This window comes from Streptomyces sp. NPDC107559, from assembly GCF_055657365.1.
This window is the reverse complement of the sequence record NZ_JBVKBD010000001.1, coordinates 821,143-837,847: the sequence shown is the minus strand read 5'-3', so window position 1 is coordinate 837,847 and position 16,705 is coordinate 821,143. Positions and strand designations below refer to the sequence as shown.

15 protein-coding genes and 1 tRNA gene are annotated in these 16,705 nt (G+C 74.2%); 7 read left to right on the top strand and 9 right to left on the bottom strand.

From position 1 onward, the window contains the following. Positions 1-21 precede the first annotated feature (21 nt). Positions 22-1,674 carry a peptidoglycan-binding domain-containing protein gene (locus ACZ7OY_RS03495; RefSeq protein ID WP_471909819.1) on the top strand — a complete coding sequence of 551 codons (1,653 nt, stop codon included), beginning with the start codon at positions 22-24 and terminating at the stop codon, positions 1,672-1,674. A gap of 348 nt (positions 1,675-2,022) precedes the next feature. Here the strand turns inward: ACZ7OY_RS03495 and ACZ7OY_RS03490 are convergent, their stop codons facing one another. Both ACZ7OY_RS03490 and ACZ7OY_RS03485 read right to left on the bottom strand, forming a co-directional pair. Further along, entirely contained in the window at positions 2,023-2,691 is a 669-nt protein-coding gene (locus ACZ7OY_RS03490; RefSeq protein ID WP_471909818.1) for an HAD-IA family hydrolase, read from the bottom strand. Between the two features lie 248 nt (positions 2,692-2,939). Then, positions 2,940-3,521 (bottom strand): TMEM165/GDT1 family protein, encoded by a 582-nt coding sequence (locus tag ACZ7OY_RS03485; protein ID WP_384726902.1) that lies wholly within the window; start codon positions 3,519-3,521, stop codon positions 2,940-2,942. A 398-nt stretch (positions 3,522-3,919) separates the two neighbouring features. Between ACZ7OY_RS03485 and ACZ7OY_RS03480 the strand changes: the two genes are divergently transcribed. Further along, on the top strand, positions 3,920-4,564 hold the full coding sequence (locus ACZ7OY_RS03480) for an HNH endonuclease family protein (RefSeq protein WP_471909817.1): 645 nt from the start codon (positions 3,920-3,922) through the stop codon (positions 4,562-4,564). Positions 4,565-4,648: 84 nt separating this feature from the next. Here the strand turns inward: ACZ7OY_RS03480 and ACZ7OY_RS03475 are convergent, their stop codons facing one another. The 5 genes from ACZ7OY_RS03475 to ACZ7OY_RS03455 all read right to left on the bottom strand — a co-directional run bounded on the left by ACZ7OY_RS03475 (position 4,649) and on the right by ACZ7OY_RS03455 (position 10,664). Continuing rightward, on the bottom strand, positions 4,649-5,197 hold the full coding sequence (locus ACZ7OY_RS03475) for a hypothetical protein (protein ID WP_471909816.1): 549 nt from the start codon (positions 5,195-5,197) through the stop codon (positions 4,649-4,651). Further along, positions 5,194-6,675: an ATP-binding protein gene (locus ACZ7OY_RS03470; protein WP_471909815.1), complete on the bottom strand. Its 1,482-nt coding sequence runs from the start codon at positions 6,673-6,675 to the stop codon at positions 5,194-5,196. The genes ACZ7OY_RS03475 and ACZ7OY_RS03470 overlap by 4 nt, the downstream gene beginning before the upstream one ends. Before the next feature lie 68 nt (positions 6,676-6,743). Beyond that, complete coding sequence (locus tag ACZ7OY_RS03465; RefSeq protein WP_471909814.1) at positions 6,744-7,442, bottom strand: response regulator; 699 nt, start codon at positions 7,440-7,442, stop codon at positions 6,744-6,746. A gap of 163 nt (positions 7,443-7,605) precedes the next feature. Beyond that, positions 7,606-9,195 (bottom strand): murein biosynthesis integral membrane protein MurJ, encoded by a 1,590-nt coding sequence (murJ, locus tag ACZ7OY_RS03460; protein WP_471910369.1) that lies wholly within the window; start codon positions 9,193-9,195, stop codon positions 7,606-7,608. Positions 9,196-9,479: 284 nt separating this feature from the next. Next, positions 9,480-10,664, bottom strand: coding sequence for a lipid II:glycine glycyltransferase FemX (locus ACZ7OY_RS03455; RefSeq protein ID WP_471909813.1), 1,185 nt, complete (start codon positions 10,662-10,664; stop codon positions 9,480-9,482). Between the two features lie 238 nt (positions 10,665-10,902). On the opposite strand from ACZ7OY_RS03455, the gene ACZ7OY_RS03450 reads away from it, so the two are divergent. Further along, positions 10,903-12,150: a L,D-transpeptidase gene (locus ACZ7OY_RS03450; RefSeq protein WP_471910368.1), complete on the top strand. Its 1,248-nt coding sequence runs from the start codon at positions 10,903-10,905 to the stop codon at positions 12,148-12,150. 268 nt (positions 12,151-12,418) lie between these two features. Then, positions 12,419-13,036 (top strand): DedA family protein, encoded by a 618-nt coding sequence (locus ACZ7OY_RS03445; protein WP_351605495.1) that lies wholly within the window; start codon positions 12,419-12,421, stop codon positions 13,034-13,036. 31 nt (positions 13,037-13,067) lie between these two features. Here ACZ7OY_RS03445 and ACZ7OY_RS03440 read toward each other — a convergent pair whose 3' ends face one another. Further along, positions 13,068-13,298, bottom strand: a complete 231-nt coding sequence (locus ACZ7OY_RS03440; protein ID WP_471909812.1) for a DUF2277 domain-containing protein — start codon at positions 13,296-13,298, stop codon at positions 13,068-13,070. Between the two features lie 119 nt (positions 13,299-13,417). Here ACZ7OY_RS03440 and ACZ7OY_RS03435 point away from each other — a divergent pair, with 119 nt between their 5' ends. Further along, the gene (locus ACZ7OY_RS03435) at positions 13,418-14,320 is read left to right on the top strand and encodes a ketopantoate reductase family protein (RefSeq protein WP_471909811.1); all 903 of its coding nucleotides are present in this window, start codon (positions 13,418-13,420) and stop codon (positions 14,318-14,320) included. 159 nt (positions 14,321-14,479) lie between these two features. Beyond that, positions 14,480-14,830, top strand: coding sequence for a hypothetical protein (locus ACZ7OY_RS03430; RefSeq protein ID WP_351605504.1), 351 nt, complete (start codon positions 14,480-14,482; stop codon positions 14,828-14,830). A 131-nt stretch (positions 14,831-14,961) separates the two neighbouring features. Here the strand turns inward: ACZ7OY_RS03430 and ACZ7OY_RS03425 are convergent. Then, positions 14,962-15,036 (bottom strand) — tRNA-Val (locus ACZ7OY_RS03425). Positions 15,037-15,255: 219 nt separating this feature from the next. On the opposite strand from ACZ7OY_RS03425, the gene ACZ7OY_RS03420 reads away from it, so the two are divergent. After that, positions 15,256-16,647 (top strand): hypothetical protein, encoded by a 1,392-nt coding sequence (locus tag ACZ7OY_RS03420; protein ID WP_471909810.1) that lies wholly within the window; start codon positions 15,256-15,258, stop codon positions 16,645-16,647. Positions 16,648-16,705 lie beyond the last annotated feature (58 nt).

The following is a 16,705-nucleotide window of genomic DNA, read 5'->3' as shown; positions in this document are numbered from 1 at the left end:
GCATGGGGAGGGAACGAACACGTGGACGAACGTGGGACCGAGGGCGCGGCCGGTCCGTACCGAGCTGGGCACGGAGGCGGGCGCTGGTGCCCGTGGTGCGGCGAGCCGCGAGGTACGGACAACACCCCGTCGTGCCTGTGCGCACAGCAGGCGGGCGAACACGTGGACGAACGCGGGACCGAGAGCGCGACCGTCCCGCACCAAGGTGGGCACGGAGGCGGGCGATGGTGCCCGTGGTGCGGCGAGCCGCGAGGTGCGGACAACACCCCGTCGTGCCTGTGCGCACAGCAGGCGGCCGACGCGCTGCACGACACGCGCGCGGCGGAGGCGGCCGCGGTGGAGGGCTTCGACCCGCCGACGCGAATACGGCCGTACGTCGAGCTGGAGGACGACCCGGCCGGCCTCGCCCAGCACGCCGCGCACTCCGGACAGCCCGCACAGCCGGAGTGGTCCGGGCAGCCCGCACAGCCGGAGTGGTCCGGGCAGCCCGCACAGCCGGAGTGGTCCGGGCAGCCCGCACAGCCGGAGTGGTCCGGGCAGCCGGAGCAGACCGCGGCCGCACAGGGCGCGACACCGGCGGCAGCAGGCAGCACGGCGGAGCCGGTGTACGGCTCGGTGCCGGGAACGGTGGACGGCTCGCTGCCGGGAACGGTGGACGGCTCGCTGCCGGGGTACGGCTCGGAGCCGGTGTACGGCTCGGTGCCGGGAACGGTGGGCGGCTCGCTGCCGGGGTCGGTGAACGGTCCGGTGTCCGGGACTGTGGACGGCCCGGCATCCGGGGCTGTGTCCGGGACTGTGGACGGCTCGGCATCCGGGGCTGTGGACGGCCCGGCGCGGAAGTCCGCGGCCGTGCCGCCGGCCGACGCGGACGTCACCACGACCCTGCGCCGGGTCAAGGCGGCCCGGGGGCTGCCCACGCCCCTCGCACCGTCGCCGGGTGCGCCGGACGCAGACGACCTGAGCCTGTTCGAGGGGGCGCAGCGGGAGCCGCGGGCGGGAACGTCCGCGTTCGACGTGACGTACGACACCCGGTACGACACCCCGGCGCCGCGGGCCGGGCGCCGTCGCCGCAGGATGCTGCTCGGGGCGACCGCGGGAGCGGTCGTGGCGGTGGCGGCCGCGGCCGGACTCGCCAACGGGCTGTTCTCCTCCGACACGCCCGCGCAGGAGGCCGCGGCCTCGACCGACGTACGGGTGGCCGCGCCGGACGCCTCGGCCGACGGGGCCGGCGCGGACTCCGCCGACGCGACCGCGGACTCCGCGAAGCCGTCGACGTCCGCTTCGCCGTCCGCGTCGTCGTCGCCGAGCGAGAGCGCCTCGGCGTCGCCGTCGGAGTCGGAGTCGAAGTCCGCGCCCAGCGCCTCCCCCTCGACGTCCCGCCCGGCCGAGCCGACCGCGACCGCGACGAGGACCGGCACGACGGCCTCCCCGGCGCCCGGGGGCGGCCAGACTGCGGCCCCGGTCCTGCGCCTCGGCGACAGCGGCCCGGAGGTGGCCGAACTCCAGGAGCGGCTGCAGCAGCTGCGTCTCTACAACGGCAGAATCGACGGCCGGTTCACCAACCGTGTCGACTACGCCCTGCGCACCTACCAGTGGGCGAGGGGTGTACGCAGCGACGCGCCGGGCGTGTACGGCGCGGAGACCAGGGAGAAGCTGGAGTCGGAGACCTCGTAGCCGTGACCGGGCCCCTCGCGGGCGCGCACGACCGCGCCCGCAGGGGCACGACCGCGTCAGCGGCGGGGGCGTGACCGCGTCAGCGGGGGTATGGCGTCGTCCGCCGGGGAGGCAGGCCCGCATCCGCGAGGGCCCGCATCCGGCAGGGCAAGACCGCATCCGCGACGGCCCGCACCGGCCGGGCAAGACCACGTCCACGAGGGGATCGCGGCGTCCGCGAGGGCAGAACCGCGTCCGCGGCGGGGATGGCGCCCGTCCGCCGGGGACAGAACCGCGTCCGCGAGGGCCCGCGCCCGCGGGAGGGCATGGCGCCGTCCGCCAGGGCGCAGGGTGGCGTCGGGCCGCCCGCTAGCCGATGTGCAGCCGTACCGTTCCGTCGCCCATCGGCTCCACCCGTACCTGCGTGAGGTCCTGTACGACCACGTCGGGCGCGTGCAGCCCGGCCCTCGGGCCGACGCCCACGACCTGCATCCCCGCGGCGCGTCCCGCGGTGATCCCGGCGCCGGAGTCCTCGAAGACCACGCAGTCGGCGGCGGCGATCCCGAGCCCGGCGGCACCCTTCAGGAAGCCTTCGGGGTCCGGCTTGCTCGCGCCGACGGACTCGGCGGTGATCCGGACGTCGGGCAGCGCCAGCCCGGCCGCCGCCATCCGTGCCGTGGACAGGGCGACGTCCGCCGAGGTCACCAGCGCGTGCGGCACCCCGCTCAGGGCGGCGAGGAACTCCGGCGCGCCGGGCACCGGCACGACACCGTCCATGTCGGCCGTCTCCGCGGCGAGCATCCAGGCGTTCTCCGCGTGGTTCTGCTCCATGGGCCGGTCGGGCAGCAGCAGGGCCATCGACGCGTACCCCTGCCGCCCGTGGACGACCTTCATGACCTCGTCGCCGTCCAGCCCGTGCCGGTCGGCCCAGCCGCGCCAGACGCGGTTCACGACGGCGTCCGAGTTGACGAGGGTGCCGTCCATGTCCAGCAGGAAGGCGCGGGCGGTGAGAACGGTGGGCGCGGCGGTGGCCGTCATGGGCAGACTCCAAGCGTGGGGGACAAGGCGGCCCCGCTCGCCGGTCAGGGAAAACGAGCGGGGGCCACTTTGTTTCTCTACGGTACAAAACAAATCGGGCTTCGCGCCACCGGCCCGCACGGCGTTCACCCGATGTTCAGCCGGGCCCGAGCCGACCTGGGCCGGCCCGAGCCCGGAACCAGGGCCGGAACCGGGGCCGGAACCAGGGCCGGTCCGGGGCTCGGGCGCCGGGGCTCGGGCGCCGGGGCTCAGCCCGCGATCGCCTCCCACAGGCTCCACAGCCCGAGCGCCACCATCAGCAGGGCCGCGACCTTGGTGATGAGCGCCAGCGGAACGCGCTTCATCAGCGCCTTTCCACCCACGATGCCGAGTCCGGCGACCGCCCAGAGCGCGAGCACCGCGCCGAGGCCGACGGACAGCGGGTCGTCGTAACGGGCCGCGAGGTTCGCGGTCATGATCTGGGTGAGATCACCGAACTCGGCGGCCAGGATCAGCATGAAGCCGGCTCCGGCGACCTTCCAGAACGACTGGTTCTCCGGCTTGCGGATCTCCTCCTCGCCGTCGTCCTTCTTCATCAGCAGCACCGCGGCGCCGCCGAGGAAGAGCACACCCGTCAGCGCGTGCACGATCTGCTGGGGCAGCAGCGTCAGCACACTGCCCGCCGCGACGGCGAGCACGACGTGCAGGGTGAACGCGGCGGCGACACCGGCGAAGACGTACGAGGCGCGGTAGCGGGTGCCGAGGACGAGGCCGGCGAGGGCGGTCTTGTCCGGCAGCTCGGCCAGGAAGACGACGCCGAAGACGAGTGCCGTCACGGTAAGGCTGATCAAGGGTCCTCAATCGGTCGGGGCTGCCCCGCCGAGAGTGCTGCGCTCTGCTTCACGACACCTCGGCACGGCAGCACACGGGACCCGCACCGACGGGTACGGGTGTGCACTGCTTGCCGAAGGTCTCGCTGGCCGACCCCGTGATCGAGGTCTGCCTCCGGGCGCCGGCTCAGACGAGCTGAGCAGTATGTCGACGGTCCGGCGAAGAGCTACTCCCCTTCTGCTCCGTCCATCGTACGCGACGCCCCGGGCGGCCCCCAGGGACGAAAGTCCCTGCGTTCCTCTTGTTGTGTCATGTTCACGTCATTAACTTCTTACCGGGCGCACACCTCCACGCAACGCGGCGCCGCGAGCATTCAGTCGCTCGCACACCAACACCCCTGCCCCCCAAGGGAGTTCGCATGTCGAAGTTCTACGCGCGTCGACGGGTGAGCATACTCGCCACGCTCACCGGGCTCATAGCCTCCGCCGGACTTTTCAACTCCCCGACCGCCTCCGCCGCCCTCCCCACCCCGGTCAGCGCCGCCACGGCCCGTACCTACCTCGCCTCGCTCACCGTGGCGACCGAGAACCGTACCGGCTACGCCCGGGACCTGTTCCCGACCTGGATCACCATCAGCGGGACCTGCAACACCCGTGAGTACATCCTCAAGCGCGACGGCTCCAACGTCACCACCGACTCCGCCTGTGTCGCCACCAGCGGCAGCTGGTACTCCGTGTACGACGGCGCCACCTGGACCGCCGCCTCCGACGTCGACATCGACCACCTCGTCCCGCTGGCCGAGGCCTGGGACTCCGGCGCGAGCGCCTGGACCACGGCCCAGCGCCAGGCCTTCGCCAACGACGTGACGCGCCCGCAGCTGCTCGCCGTCACGGACAACGTCAACCAGTCCAAGGGCGACAAGGACCCGGCCGAGTGGATGCCCCCGCTCAGCTCGTACGCCTGCACCTACGCCCGCGCCTGGGTGCAGGTGAAGTACTACTACAACCTCAAGATCGACTCCGCCGAGAAGACCAAGCTGACCTCGGTGCTCAACGGCTGCTGAGCACGCGGTCCCCGGCCCTCCTCCGGCGTCCCGTGCGGCTCGGGACGCCGGGGAAGGGCGCTCGCCGGCCCGCTGCCGGGCCGGTCAGCAAACGTCCGCCGGGAGAACGCCGTCGTCGCCGACGAGGGTGACCTTCGCGATGCCGTCCCCGTCCTGCGCGTAGGCGGCCGTGCACACCAGCTGGCGCCGCGCGCCGTCCGACAGGGGCCGCACGTCCAGCGGGAGGCGGATGATCAGGGTGCCGGGGGCCGTCTTCACCTCCGCCCCGGCGCCGGCGCCCGGCGGCAGGTCCGTGCGCAGTCCGGCCGAGCGCTCCTCGTCGGAGAGGCCCGCGAGCAGCAGGGCAAGGGTCTTCGGGAGCGACACGGGCACATCGGCGCTGGAGAGGTCCGGCACGAGGGACCGGACAGCCGGTGTCAGCCGGCCGGCCGAGTCGAGGAAGAACAGCACCGCCCGGTGCTTGTACGCGGGATAGACCGGGACGGTGGCCGGCCCGCCCGCCTCGATGACGTCGGTCGCCTGCACTCCGCAGCCGGTGAGCAGGGCGGACGCCGCGGCACAGCCCGCGAGGGCACGCCCCACGCGTGGGCGTGGGCGGGTGCCCGCGGCCCGGCCCGGGCCCGTGCGGCTCATGCCGTCCCCTCCCGGCCCGCCAGGGGCATCTCCACGGTGAAGACGGCACCGCCCTGCGGGCCGTTCGCGGCGCGGATCGTGCCGCCGTGCAGCCGTACGTTCTCCAGGGTGATGGCCAGGCCGAGGCCGCTGCCCGCCGAACGGCCGCGGGCCGCGTCCGCCTTGTAGAAGCGGTCGAAGATATGCGGCAGCACGTCGGCGGGGATGCCGGGACCGGCGTCCGCGACCTCGGTGACGAGCCGGACGGGCGGCGGGCCCGCCCCGGGCTCCCCGGCGCCGTACGGCTCGGTGCGCAGCCGCACCACGACGGGCGCGCCGCCGTGCCGCAGCGCGTTGCCGACGAGGTTGGCGACGACGACGTCGAACCGCCGGGGGTCGATCCGGGCCCGGATGCCGTCGGGCAGTTCCGTGACGATCTCGCCGGTGTCGCTCCAGCGACGGCTCGCCAGGGTCTTGCGGATGGCCTGGGCGATGTCGACCTCGTCGGTGTTCAGTTCGGCGGCCCGGGCGTCGAACCGGGAGATCTCCATCAGGTCCTCGACGAGGACCGCCAGTTTGCACGTCTCGGCGCTGATCAGCCGGACGGCGGCGGCGGTGTCCGGAGCGAGCCGGGCCGCGTCCTCGTCGAGCACCTCGGTGACGGCCAGCATCCCGGCCAGCGGGGTGCGCAGTTCGTGGGAGACGTCGGAGGCGAAGCGACGGGCGCGGGCCTCCGCCGCCCGCAGTTCGCCGACGGTCCGCTCCAGTTCGGCGGCGGTCTCGTTGAAGGTGCCCGCCAGATCGGCGAGTTCGTCGCCGCCCCGGACCTGGATCCGGGTGTCCAGGCGGCCGTCGCCCATCCGGCGGGCGGCCGTGCTCAGTTCGCGGACCGGGCGCAGCACGCTGCGCGCCGACAGCAGGGCCGGCAGGAGCGCCACCGCGAGACCGGGGACGGCGCCGTCGCGGGCGGCGGTGAGCATGGCCCGGACGTTGGTCTCCTCGTCGGTCAGCGGCATCACGGCGTACAGGATCAGCCCGGTGGGACGCGCGGTCCCGCCGATGCGGAAGACGGTCGGGACGGCCACGGTCAGCCAGGGGGTGCCGTGCTGGTCGACCCGCTGGAAGCTGCCGCGCGCATGGGCGTGCGCGGCCCGCCGCAGCTCGGGGGTGATCACGGTGGAGACCGGATCGTAGGCCGAGGAGATCCGCAGCGAGCCGTACTCGGCGAACACCACCCAGGGATGGGGGTTGCCCTGCCGGGCGAGCAGGCGCAGCTGCTCCTGGAACACCTTGGGGTCGACGGGCAGCGGGGTGCCCAGTTCCTGGACCCGCTCGCGGAAGGAGGACACCGCGGTGTCCTGGGCCTGCTGGAGGATCGCGGTGCGGGCCTCGCGGTAGGTGAGGGCCGCGGTGGTCCCCGCGCTGACCGCGGCGACCAGCAGGAACGCGAGCACCAGTCGGGTGCGCAGTCCGATGAGGATCCTGCGGCGCCTCACCACGGGTTCACCGGGACGGTGCCGCGCCGTCCGTCCTCGTCGGCGTACGGGCCGGGGCCTGGCATCACGGCTCAGCTCCGCTCGGTGTGCGGGAACGGCCCGAAACGGTAGCCGAAGCCCCGCAGGGTCTGGATGTAGCGGGGCTCGCCCGGCACGTCCTCGATCTTGTTGCGCAGGCGCCGTACACAGGCGTCGACCAGCCGGGCGTCGCCGTGGAAGCTGTGCTCCCAGACCTGTTCGAGCAGTTGCTGCCGGCTGAAGACCTGCTCGGGCGCGGCCGTCAGGTACAGCAGGAGCTTGAGCTCGGAGGGGGCGAGTGCCAGGCGCTGCCCGGCCTTGGCGACGGTCAGTCCGGCGCGGTCGATGGTGAGGTCGCCGTGCGTCTCCACCGTGGAGCGTCCGCCCGGCTCGTCGATGCGGCGCAGTACGGCCCGGATGCGGGCCTCGATGACCTCCGTACGGGCGGGTTTGACGATGTAGTCGTCGGCTCCGGCCTCCAGCCCGACCACCACGTCGAAGTCGTCGCCGCGGGCGGTGAGCATGATGATCGGTAGCTGTCCGGCCTCGCGCACCCGGCGGCAGACCTGGACACCGTTGATGCCGGGCAGCATGAGGTCCAGGAGCAGCAGGTCGGGCCGGAACGCGCCGATGGCCTCGAGTCCGGCCTCGCCGGTGGCGGCGCTGCGCACCTCGTGCCCCCGGCGGCGCAGGCCGAGTTCGATGCCTTCGCGGACGGAGGCGTCATCTTCGATGAGCAGGACACGTGGCATGTGCGGAGTATTCCATTCGATCAAATGGCAGGCAGGGAAGAGCAGATGGCGGACACGGAACGCCAAGTGGCGGCCATGAGCGTTCATGTGCCCGTCGGGCGACACCAAGTCGCGGGCAGCGCAATCCGGTCGGCGGACAGCGACCGCGGCCGCTCCCCCGGGGTCAGTTCCGGCGGCGCGCCGGCCGGGGCACCGCCCGCAGCGCCGCTTCCAGTTCGGTCAGACGCAGCGGGCGGGCCAGCAGGGCGAAGACCGCCAGGACGGCCGCCGTGCCGGCCGCCGCCGACACCGGCGGGCCGAGGAAGGCCGTGCGCCCGGCCGCCGCGTGGCCGAGCAGGACGGCCGGGACCGCGGCCGTCAGCAGCCGGGCCAGTCCGGCCACGGCCGGGGAGCGCCACGGCGCACGCCGGACGACGCCGGTCCCCGCCCTCAGCCTGCGGTCGAGGACGCGGGCGGTGACCGCCCACCCCACGAACAGCGCCGCCGAGTACGCTCCGGCCATCCCGGTGACCGCCCAGCGCACGGGCAGCAGCGCACACGCGGCCGCGGACAGGCCCGCGTTGAGCCCGGCGATCACCAGGTTGAGCAGGAAGGGCGTACGGGTGTCGGAGAGCGCGTAGAAGGCGCGGGAGAGGACGTACTGCCCGGAGAAGGCGATCAGTCCGGGCGCGAAGGCCGCCAGCGCCCCCGCCATGACCGCGATGTCGTCCGCGCCGGTCCTGCCGTACTGGAAGGCGACCGCCATGACCGGCCCGGCCGCGGCGAGGAGCACGCTCGCGGCGGGCACGACGGCGGCCGAGGTGCTCCGCAGGGCGTACGAGACGTCCCGGCGCAGCCCGGCCGTGTCGCCGTCGGCCGCCTTGCGGCTCATGCCCGGCATCAGCGCGGTGACCAGGGAGACGGTCACGATGCCGTGCGGAACGGCCCACAGCAGATACGCGTTGCCGTAGGCGCTGAATCCGGCGCCGCCGTCGATACCCTGGGCCGCCGCGCGCTGCCCCGCCGAGGTCGCGAGCCGGGTCACCAGCCAGTAGGCGAGCTGGTTGGTGAGCACGAGCAGGACCAGCCAGCCGGCCGAGCGCAGCGGCCGGGACAGCCCGCTGCCCCGCCAGTCGAAGCGGGGCCGCCAGCGGAAGCGGGCCGCGCGCAGGGACGGCAGCAGGGCCAGCGCCTGGACGACGATCCCGGCCGTGGTGCCCCAGCCGAGCAGCGCGGTCTCGCCGGGGGTGAGCGGGTGGCCGTCCACGACGGTGGCCAGGTACAGGCCGAAGACGGCGATGACGACCACGTTGTTGAGCACCGGCGTCCACATCATGGCGCCGAACCGGCCCCGGGCGTTCAGCACCTGCCCCAGCAGGGTGAACAGACCGAGGAAGAAGATCTGGGGCAGACAGGAGCGGGCGAAGGCCACCGTCGTCGCCGCCTGTGCGCCCGTGTAGTCGGTGTAGGCCGCCACCAGGGCGGGCGCGGCGAGCACCGCCCCGGCCGTGATCAGCACCAGCGCGGCCGTGCAGGCGGTGAGCAGACGGTCGGTGTAGGCGGCTCCGCCGTCCTCGTGCTCCTTGGCGGCCTTGACGAGTTCGGGGACGAAGACGGCGTTGAGCGCGCCGCCGAGGAGCAGCGTGTAGACGATGTTGGGGACGGTGTTGCCGACCGCGTAGCCGTCGGCGGCCAGTCCCGCGCCGAGCGCGGCGGCGACCACGGCGGAGCGTACGAAGCCGGTGGCGCGGGAGACGAGGGACCCGGCCGCCATGACCGCGCCGCTGCGCAGCACCGAGCCCGAACCGCGGACTGCCGGCCGCTCCCGCGTGCCCTCCGTGCCCTCCGTGCCCTCCGCGCCCTCCGCGCCCTCCGTGCCTTCCGTGCGCTCCGTGCCTTCCGTGCGCTCCGTGCGCTCCGTGCGCTCCGTGCGCTCCGTGCGCTCAGCGTCGTTCGGGTCCGACGGGTCCGACGGGTCTGGCGTGTCCGTCGCGTCCGTCGGGCCGGTCCCGTGGGCGGGGCCGGGGCCGTCCGGGGCGGTCCGGGGCGGGGCGGCGCTCATCGCCGGGCCAGGTACATCTGGAACGCGCGGTACAGCGTGTGGTTGGCAGGACCGTTCAAGGGTGTCTCCCATTCCCCCAGCGTCTCGGCGACCTGTCCCCCGGTACCGAGCTTCCATCGCAGCAACCCGTACGCGCGTTCGCCGGGGTCGAGTGTGGAGGGTATCCCGCGCATGTCGTAGACGTCCGCGCCACGGGCGTGGGCGTCGAGCATCATCTGCCACTGGAGCGCGTTGGAGGGGCGGACCTCGCGCCGGTGGTCGGCCGAGGCCCCGGTCTGGTACCAGACCCGCCGACCCACGGTGATCATGGTGTGGGCGGCCAGGATCTCGCCCTCGTGGCGGGCGAGGTAGAGCCTCATCCGGCCCGGCTCCTCGGCGTTGAGGGCCGCGTACTGGCGCTCGTAGTACGCCAGCGAGCGGCCGAGACGGAAGCCGTCGCGTTCCTCCGTGACCCTCAGCAGCCGGTAGAAATCCGGGAGTTCGGCAGCACCGCCCACCGTGACCTGCACGCCCGCCTTGCGCGCCCGGCGGATGTTGCGCCGCCACTCCTGATTGAGCCCGGACCACAGGTCGTCGGTGGTGCGTCCGGCCAGCGGCACCCGGAAGACATAGCGGGGCTGGGCGTCCCCGTCGTCGTCACCGTCGCCGCACCGCCGCCAGCCGCGGGCCCGCAGCCGTTCGGCGACGGCGGTGCCCAGCGGGTCGACCTCGCAGTCGAGCAGGTCGGACAGGCGCCGCCCGGGACCGGCCGCCGCCTTGAGCGCGGCGGCGCTCCACCGGCGGTGGGCGGGCGAGGGCCCGATGCGCACGGCGAACGCGCCCTGGGCGCGCAGATGGCCGAGCAGCGGGGAGAGCCAGTCGTCGAGGTCCGGGTCGGTCCAGTCGGCGACCGGCCCTTCGGGCAGATAGGCGAAGTGTCTTCGGGTGCCCGGGAACTGGCGCAGCAACACCAGTGCCACTCCGCTCAGTTGTCCCGCGCGGGAGCCGGACCGCGGCCCCCAGCCGAGCAGTTGGGACCGCCAGCCGGCCTTCACCGTGGCCCAGGACGGGCACTGGAGAAAGCCCGGAGCCAGGGCGGCTCCGGTGCCGGACGCGAGAAAGGCGCGGTACGTCTCGGCGGAGACGGGACCCAGCCACGTCTGCCGCTGTCCGCGTCCTGCCGTCACGAGCAGCGCTGACACTGCGCCTCCTCGGGGGCCGTGGATGTCAGGTGGGAACCGGGCCGTTCGGCTCGGGACGCCAGGAAGATTCACAGCCGCCCGTGACCGTTGCGAGCGGCGTATGTGACGGGACGACGACCGTTCCCCGGCAACCGCCGTCACACGGCCCGCAAGCCGTCGTACGGCGCTTTCCGCGCCCTAGGGTCCAGTGCGTTCCCGGTGCGCTTCGACTCCCACGGAGGTATTTCCGTTGAGCCAGATACGTCATGCGGTCCGCAGGGGCCGGACCCGGCACCCGGCCCGCAGCGGTCCGGTCCGCTCCCGCGCCGCCGTGGCCACGGCGGTCGCCGCCCTGCTGACCGCGGCCCTGGCGGCCTGTTCGTCCGGCGGTACGACGGCCGCCGGCTCGGACGCGAAGGCCGGCGGGGGGAGCACGCACGGCCGGACAGTCACCGTCACCGTGACGCCGGACGGCGCCCGGGCGAAGGCGGGCAGGCCGGTCGTGGTCACCGCCCACGGCGGCACCCTCACCTCGGTCACCGTCAGCGACACCCACGGCGGCACGCTCACCGGCACCCTGTCGGACGGCGGCCGGACCTGGACCTCGGAGCGCGACGCCGTGCCCGGCGCCTCCTACACCGTCAAGGCGGACACCCGGGCGCAGGACGGCACCACGGGGACCCGGCGGACCTCGTTCGGCACCGCCGCCCCCGGCCGGGTCAACAAGGTGGACTGGCGGCCCGGCGACACCACGACCGTCGGGGTGGCCCAGCCGATCTCACTGGTCTTCGACCACCCCGTCCGCGACAAGGCGGCGGTGGAGCGGCAGTTGAGGGTCACCACCTCGAACGGCACCGAGGGCTGCTGGGGCTGGATGAAGGACTGGTCGGGCAAGGACCGGGTCGACTGGCGGCCCCGGGAGTACTGGCGTCCCGGCACCGAGGTGACCCTGGACGCCCGGCTGAACGGCACCGACTCGGGGCCGGACGGCGGCTGGTTCGTCCGCGACTACCGGTTCGGCTTCACCGTCGGCCCGCGGCAGGTGTTCAAGGTCGACCTCGACAGCAAGCAGCTCACCCTGGAACGCGACGGCCACGACGTGCGGACCTTCCCGGTGTCCGGCGGCACGCCCGGCCCCGAGACGGGCTCCTGGCGCGGCACCGAGGTGGTGCTGGCGAAGGAGGGCACGATCCGGATGAACTCCGAGACCGTGAACCTCGGCAACGCCTACGACCAGATGGTCGACTACGCGGTACGGCTGACCTGGTCGGGCACCTACGCGCACGCGGCTCCGTGGAACGCCGCCTACTTCGGCCGGGCCAACAGGAGCCACGGTTGCATCGGCATGAGCGACGCCGACGCCCGGTGGCTCTACGAACGCGTCCGGGTCGGCGACCCGTTCGAGGTCGAGGGCGCGCAGACGAAGGGGGCGGTGGCGCCGAACAACGGCCTCGGCGACTGGAACGTCGACTGGGAGCACTGGCGCACGCTGAGCGCCCTGCGCTGACCGCACACGGACACCTGGGTCACCCGCGCCGACCGCACCCGGGACCCGGGACCGGGGGTGTACACACCCTTTGCCGGTCCCTTTGCCGGTTACAGGCGATGCGTGCCGTGCGTGCCCTTCTGCACGCCCTTATCGAAAATCCACCCGCCCCACCTGGAACTCCTGTCACACTTCGGGCGTACGCTGTATGGCTGTCATGGCTGCCCCTGCCGCTCCCCCGCGACATCGCGGCGCGGTAGGGCCACGGGGGAATAGCAGGGAGTTTGCGGTGCTGGAGGTTGTGGGGGCGCTGACGGGCAGTCCATGGATATACGCCATGGTGGCCGTATCGGTCCTCTTCGATGTGTTCGTGCCGGTACTGCCGAGCGGCGTCCTGGTGATCACGGCCGCCACGGCGGCGGCCGCGGGCTCGGGCGCCGCCGTGGCCGGGGAGGTGCCCGCCCGGGTCCCCGACATCCTGTTCCTGATCCTCTCCGCCGCCACCGCCTCGGTCCTCGGGGACATGGCGGCCTACCGCCTGGCCTGGCGCGGCGGCGAGCGCCTGGACCGGGCGATCGCCCGCTCGCGCCGGCTGCGCCTCGCACAGGAGCGGCTCGGCGCGGCCCTCGCGCGGGGCGGCGGCGCCCTGGTCGTGCTGGCCCGCTTCGCCCCGGCCGGCCGCTCGGTCGTCTCGCTGGGCGCGGGTGCCGCCCGCCGGCGCGTGCGCGACTTCCTGCCCTGGTCCGCGCTGGCCGGGCTCTCCTGGGCCGTCTACAGCGTCGCCCTCGGCTACTTCGGCGCCCAGTGGCTGGGCGCCACCTGGCTGGCCACGGGCGTGTCGGTGCTGGCGCTGTTCGGGGCGGGCTCCGCCGCCGCACTCCTGATGCGGCGCCGGCCGGCGTCGTAGGACCGGGGCGCCGGATCCGGCCGCGCGGCGCTCAGCCCGCCTGCCGGACCGCCTGCCCGCGGACCTCCAGGCCGTCGAGGAGTTCCGCGGTGGCCCGCGCCACGGCGTCCACGGCGCGTTCGAACACCTCCTGGTTGTGGGCGGCGGGCGCACGGAACCCGGAGACCTTGCGCACGTACTGAAGAGCGGCGGCGCGGATCTCCTCCTCCGTGGCCTCCTCGGGCAACGCGGGCGGACGGAGCGTCTTGATGCTGCGGCACATGACTCCAGTGTGGCCCCCCGCGCGCGGGCCCCGCAGGAAGTCGGCGTGACGGCCGCTGCGATGATCCTCGTCGAGGCGGCCACCGTGACGGGGCCGACCGACGAGAGGAGCCATCCATCATGGCGAACGACGAACTCACCGTGGCCGTCCTGGGTCCGGGCGGTGTGGGCGGCCTGCTGGCCGCGCTGCTGGCCCGTGCCGGGCACCGGGTGATCTGCCTGGCGGGCGACGGCACGGCCCGCACCCTGCGCACCGACGGCATCCGCGTCCGCAGCGAGCTGTTCGGGGACTTCACGGCCCGGGTCGAGGCGGCCGCGGAACTGGACGAACCGGTCGACGCCTGTCTGGTCGCCGTCAAGCACACCGCGCTCGACGCGGCCCTGGCCCGGGTCGCGCCCGCGGCCCTCGGCGACGCCCTCCTCGTACCGTTCCTGAACGGTGTGGAGCACCCGGCGGCCCTGCGCGAGCACCACCGCCCCGACCGGGTGGCGCCCGCCGTCATCCGCGTCGAGTCGACCCGGGTCGCGCCCGGGGTGATCGAACACGGCAGCCCGTTCGCGGAGGTCGACCTGACCGGCGACCCGGTCCCGCGCGCCCTCCTGGACCGGCTCGCCGGGGCTCTCGCGGCCGCCGGAGCGGTCACCCGCGTGCTGCCCGACGAGGCGGCCGCGCTGTGGGCGAAGATGTCGTTCCTCGCCCCCTTCGCCCTGCTCACCACCCGGTACGGCCTCCCCCTGGGCGACATCCGCACCCGCCACCGCGAGGAGCTGGCGGCCCTGGTGGCGGAGACGGCCGCGGTGAGCCGCGCCTGCGGCGGCCCGTCCGACCCGGCCGCGGCACTGGCCCGCTACGACGCCTTCCCGGCGCGGACCCGATCGTCGATGCAGCGCGACGCCGAAGCGGGCCGTCCGCTCGAACTGGACGCGATCGGCGGGGCGTTGCTGCGGGCGGCCGGACGGCACGGCGTTCCCGTACCCGTGGCGGCCCGTGTGGTGGGGCAGCTGGCGGACGCAGGGCACTGACCGCGCGGGCCGCCGCGGAACCTGTCACGGCCCCACGGCAGGTTCGGCGGGGGCCCGGGTCGCATCTCCATTGAACCGAACACGCGTTCGGCACACTCGTTCGTATGAACCCCCGGAAGGAACTCGCACCGCAAAATCGAACAGGCGTAGCATTGCCGCGTGGCTACGACCTATGACTTCCCCAGTGACCTCCGCGCCGGCCAGGAGGAGCTGCATCAGGTCCGGGCCGAGCTGTCGGCCCTGCTGAAGCGGCTCCCCTGGTCGGTCGAGCCGCTGGACGGCTTCAGCGACCACAACGGCTGGCGCAAGGTGGAGCGCCCCGCCTCCCCGGGCTGGACGGCGGACGAACAGGCCGAGGTGGAGAAGCTGCGGCAGCGGGAGCACGAGCTCGCGGTGTTCGTCACCTGCCACCGGTTCTGGGCCGAGATCGCGGCCGGGGACCGGATGGAGGCACGCACCCGGCTCAAGCACGCCCACGAGACCGCACCCGCGGACGACACCGCCCCCTGACGGTCCCCGCCGCCGGAACACGCTACGGCGTCGGCGCCCGCGAAGCAGGCGGGACACGCGGCCGGCGGGACACACGAGAGGCCCCCGCGGACTTCCGCGGGGGCCTCTCGCACCGGCACTTCGGCCGGTCCTGGTGGGCGCGGACGGTTTCGAACCGCCGACATCCTGCTTGTAAGGCAGGCGCTCTACCCCTGAGCTACGCACCCAGGACGAGTCGACAGCCTACATTGCCGGGGGCACTGTCCGGCAAACGCGTATCGCGGGAACGCGCGGGTCCGGGGCCGCCGTCGCCCGGCGACGGACCCGCGCGCACCGGCCGGCGGGAAAGTCACGGTCCGTACCGTGAACCGACCGGCCGGTGTGTTCGTCCTCCACCGGTGGGAGAATGACACCGGGCAGGGCGGATCACAGCACGGGAGAGGGATGTGACGGCGACACCAGGACAGCCGTACTCGCCGTCGGTGCCGGGGGCACCCCGTCCCGTGCGAAGCGCGCTGCGGGACGTGCGGGACACCCTGACGCTGATGGGTCTGCCGCTCGTCGTCGCCCTCGCGCTGCCCGCCGCGTTCGCCGGGGGCGGCACCCGGCGCTGGTTCGGCGGGCGGGCGGAGAGCCAGCGCGCCGAGGCGCAGGCCGCGAAGGACGCCGCCGCGTCCGCGTTCTACGAGCTGGACACCGCCCAGCGCGATCTGCGCATCTCCATCGAGACGATCACGGCCGTCGACGGCACCCCCGCGGCCCGGCGTGCCGTCGCCGACTTCGAGGCGCTCGGCAGACGGATCGACGAGGTCAGTCAGCAGTACATCAACACCGTCGACGCGCACGACCTCGACCGGGACGACCTGGAGGCGTCGGCGGCCGTCCGCGCCCGCACCGAACTCACCCGGGCCAAGGACGAACTCGACCGGGTCAAAGGGGAACTGGACCGGTTCACGGACGGGCTCGGGCCGCTGCTCGGCAAGGCCGAGACCCAGCTGGCCCGGCTCGCGCCCGCCGTCGAGCGGGCCCGCCAGGTCCTGCTGGCCGCCTCGAACGCCCTGGACGGCGCCCGCGCGGCCGGGCTGCGCGCGGACGACCTGGCCGCCCGGCTGGCCGCCCTCGGGCCGGAGCTGACCCGGCTGAACCAGGGGGCGGGACAGCACGGGGTCGCGGGGACCCTGGAGCGGGCCGAGCGGGTCTCCCGGGAGGCCGAGGCGATCCGCGCGCAGGCCGGCCGGCTGCCGGAGCAGGCCGCCGAGATCGACCACCGGCTGGTGTCGCTGCGTACCCGGGCCCAGGCCCTGACCACCCGTGCCGGGCAGGTCGACCCGGTCCTCAGCGAACTGCGGCGGCGGTTCGCGGCCGCCTGCTGGCAGGACCTCCAGGGCGTGCCGGAACAGGCCGCGCAGAACGTACGGCAGGCCGAGACGAAGCTGACGGAGGCCCAGGCCGCGCGGGACGCGCAGCGCTGGCCGGACGCCACCGCGCTGCTGTCCACCGTACGGGCGCTGCTGAACACCACCGACGAGGCGGTGTCGGCCGCGGGTGACCGGCTGACCAGGCTGAACGCCGTGCAGAAGGACCCGCAGCAGGAGATCGAGCGCACCCGGTTCGCGCTGCGGGACGCCCAGCGGCTGGCCATGTCGGGGCGTACGACGCCGGACCCGCGGGACGCGCGGCCGCTGGACGACGCGGTGGCCCGGCTGGAGCGGGCGATCGGCACCCTGGAGGGGCGTCACCCCGACTACTGGCACTTCCTGACGGAGACGGAGGCGGTGCGGCGGTCGGCGGCACAGGTCGTCTCGCGGATCCGCGAGGAGCGCGGCTCGGGGCACTGAGTCCGGAGCTCCGGGCCCCACGGACACGCCCGCCGTCCCCCTGCGGTCCGGACTGACC

Coding starts and splice junctions, on each gene's coding strand:
- murJ (WP_471910369.1), bottom strand. CDS start 9,195: ATGGCGGCCGGGTCCCTCGTCTCCCGCGCCACCGGCTTCGTACGCTCC.
- ACZ7OY_RS03480 (WP_471909817.1), top strand. CDS start 3,920: ATGTCGAAGTTCTACGCGCGTCGACGGGTGAGCATACTCGCCACGCTC.
- ACZ7OY_RS03475 (WP_471909816.1), bottom strand. CDS start 5,197: ATGAGCCGCACGGGCCCGGGCCGGGCCGCGGGCACCCGCCCACGCCCA.
- ACZ7OY_RS03490 (WP_471909818.1), bottom strand. CDS start 2,691: ATGACGGCCACCGCCGCGCCCACCGTTCTCACCGCCCGCGCCTTCCTG.
- ACZ7OY_RS03435 (WP_471909811.1), top strand. CDS start 13,418: ATGGCGAACGACGAACTCACCGTGGCCGTCCTGGGTCCGGGCGGTGTG.
- ACZ7OY_RS03465 (WP_471909814.1), bottom strand. CDS start 7,442: ATGCCACGTGTCCTGCTCATCGAAGATGACGCCTCCGTCCGCGAAGGC.
- ACZ7OY_RS03440 (WP_471909812.1), bottom strand. CDS start 13,298: ATGTGCCGCAGCATCAAGACGCTCCGTCCGCCCGCGTTGCCCGAGGAG.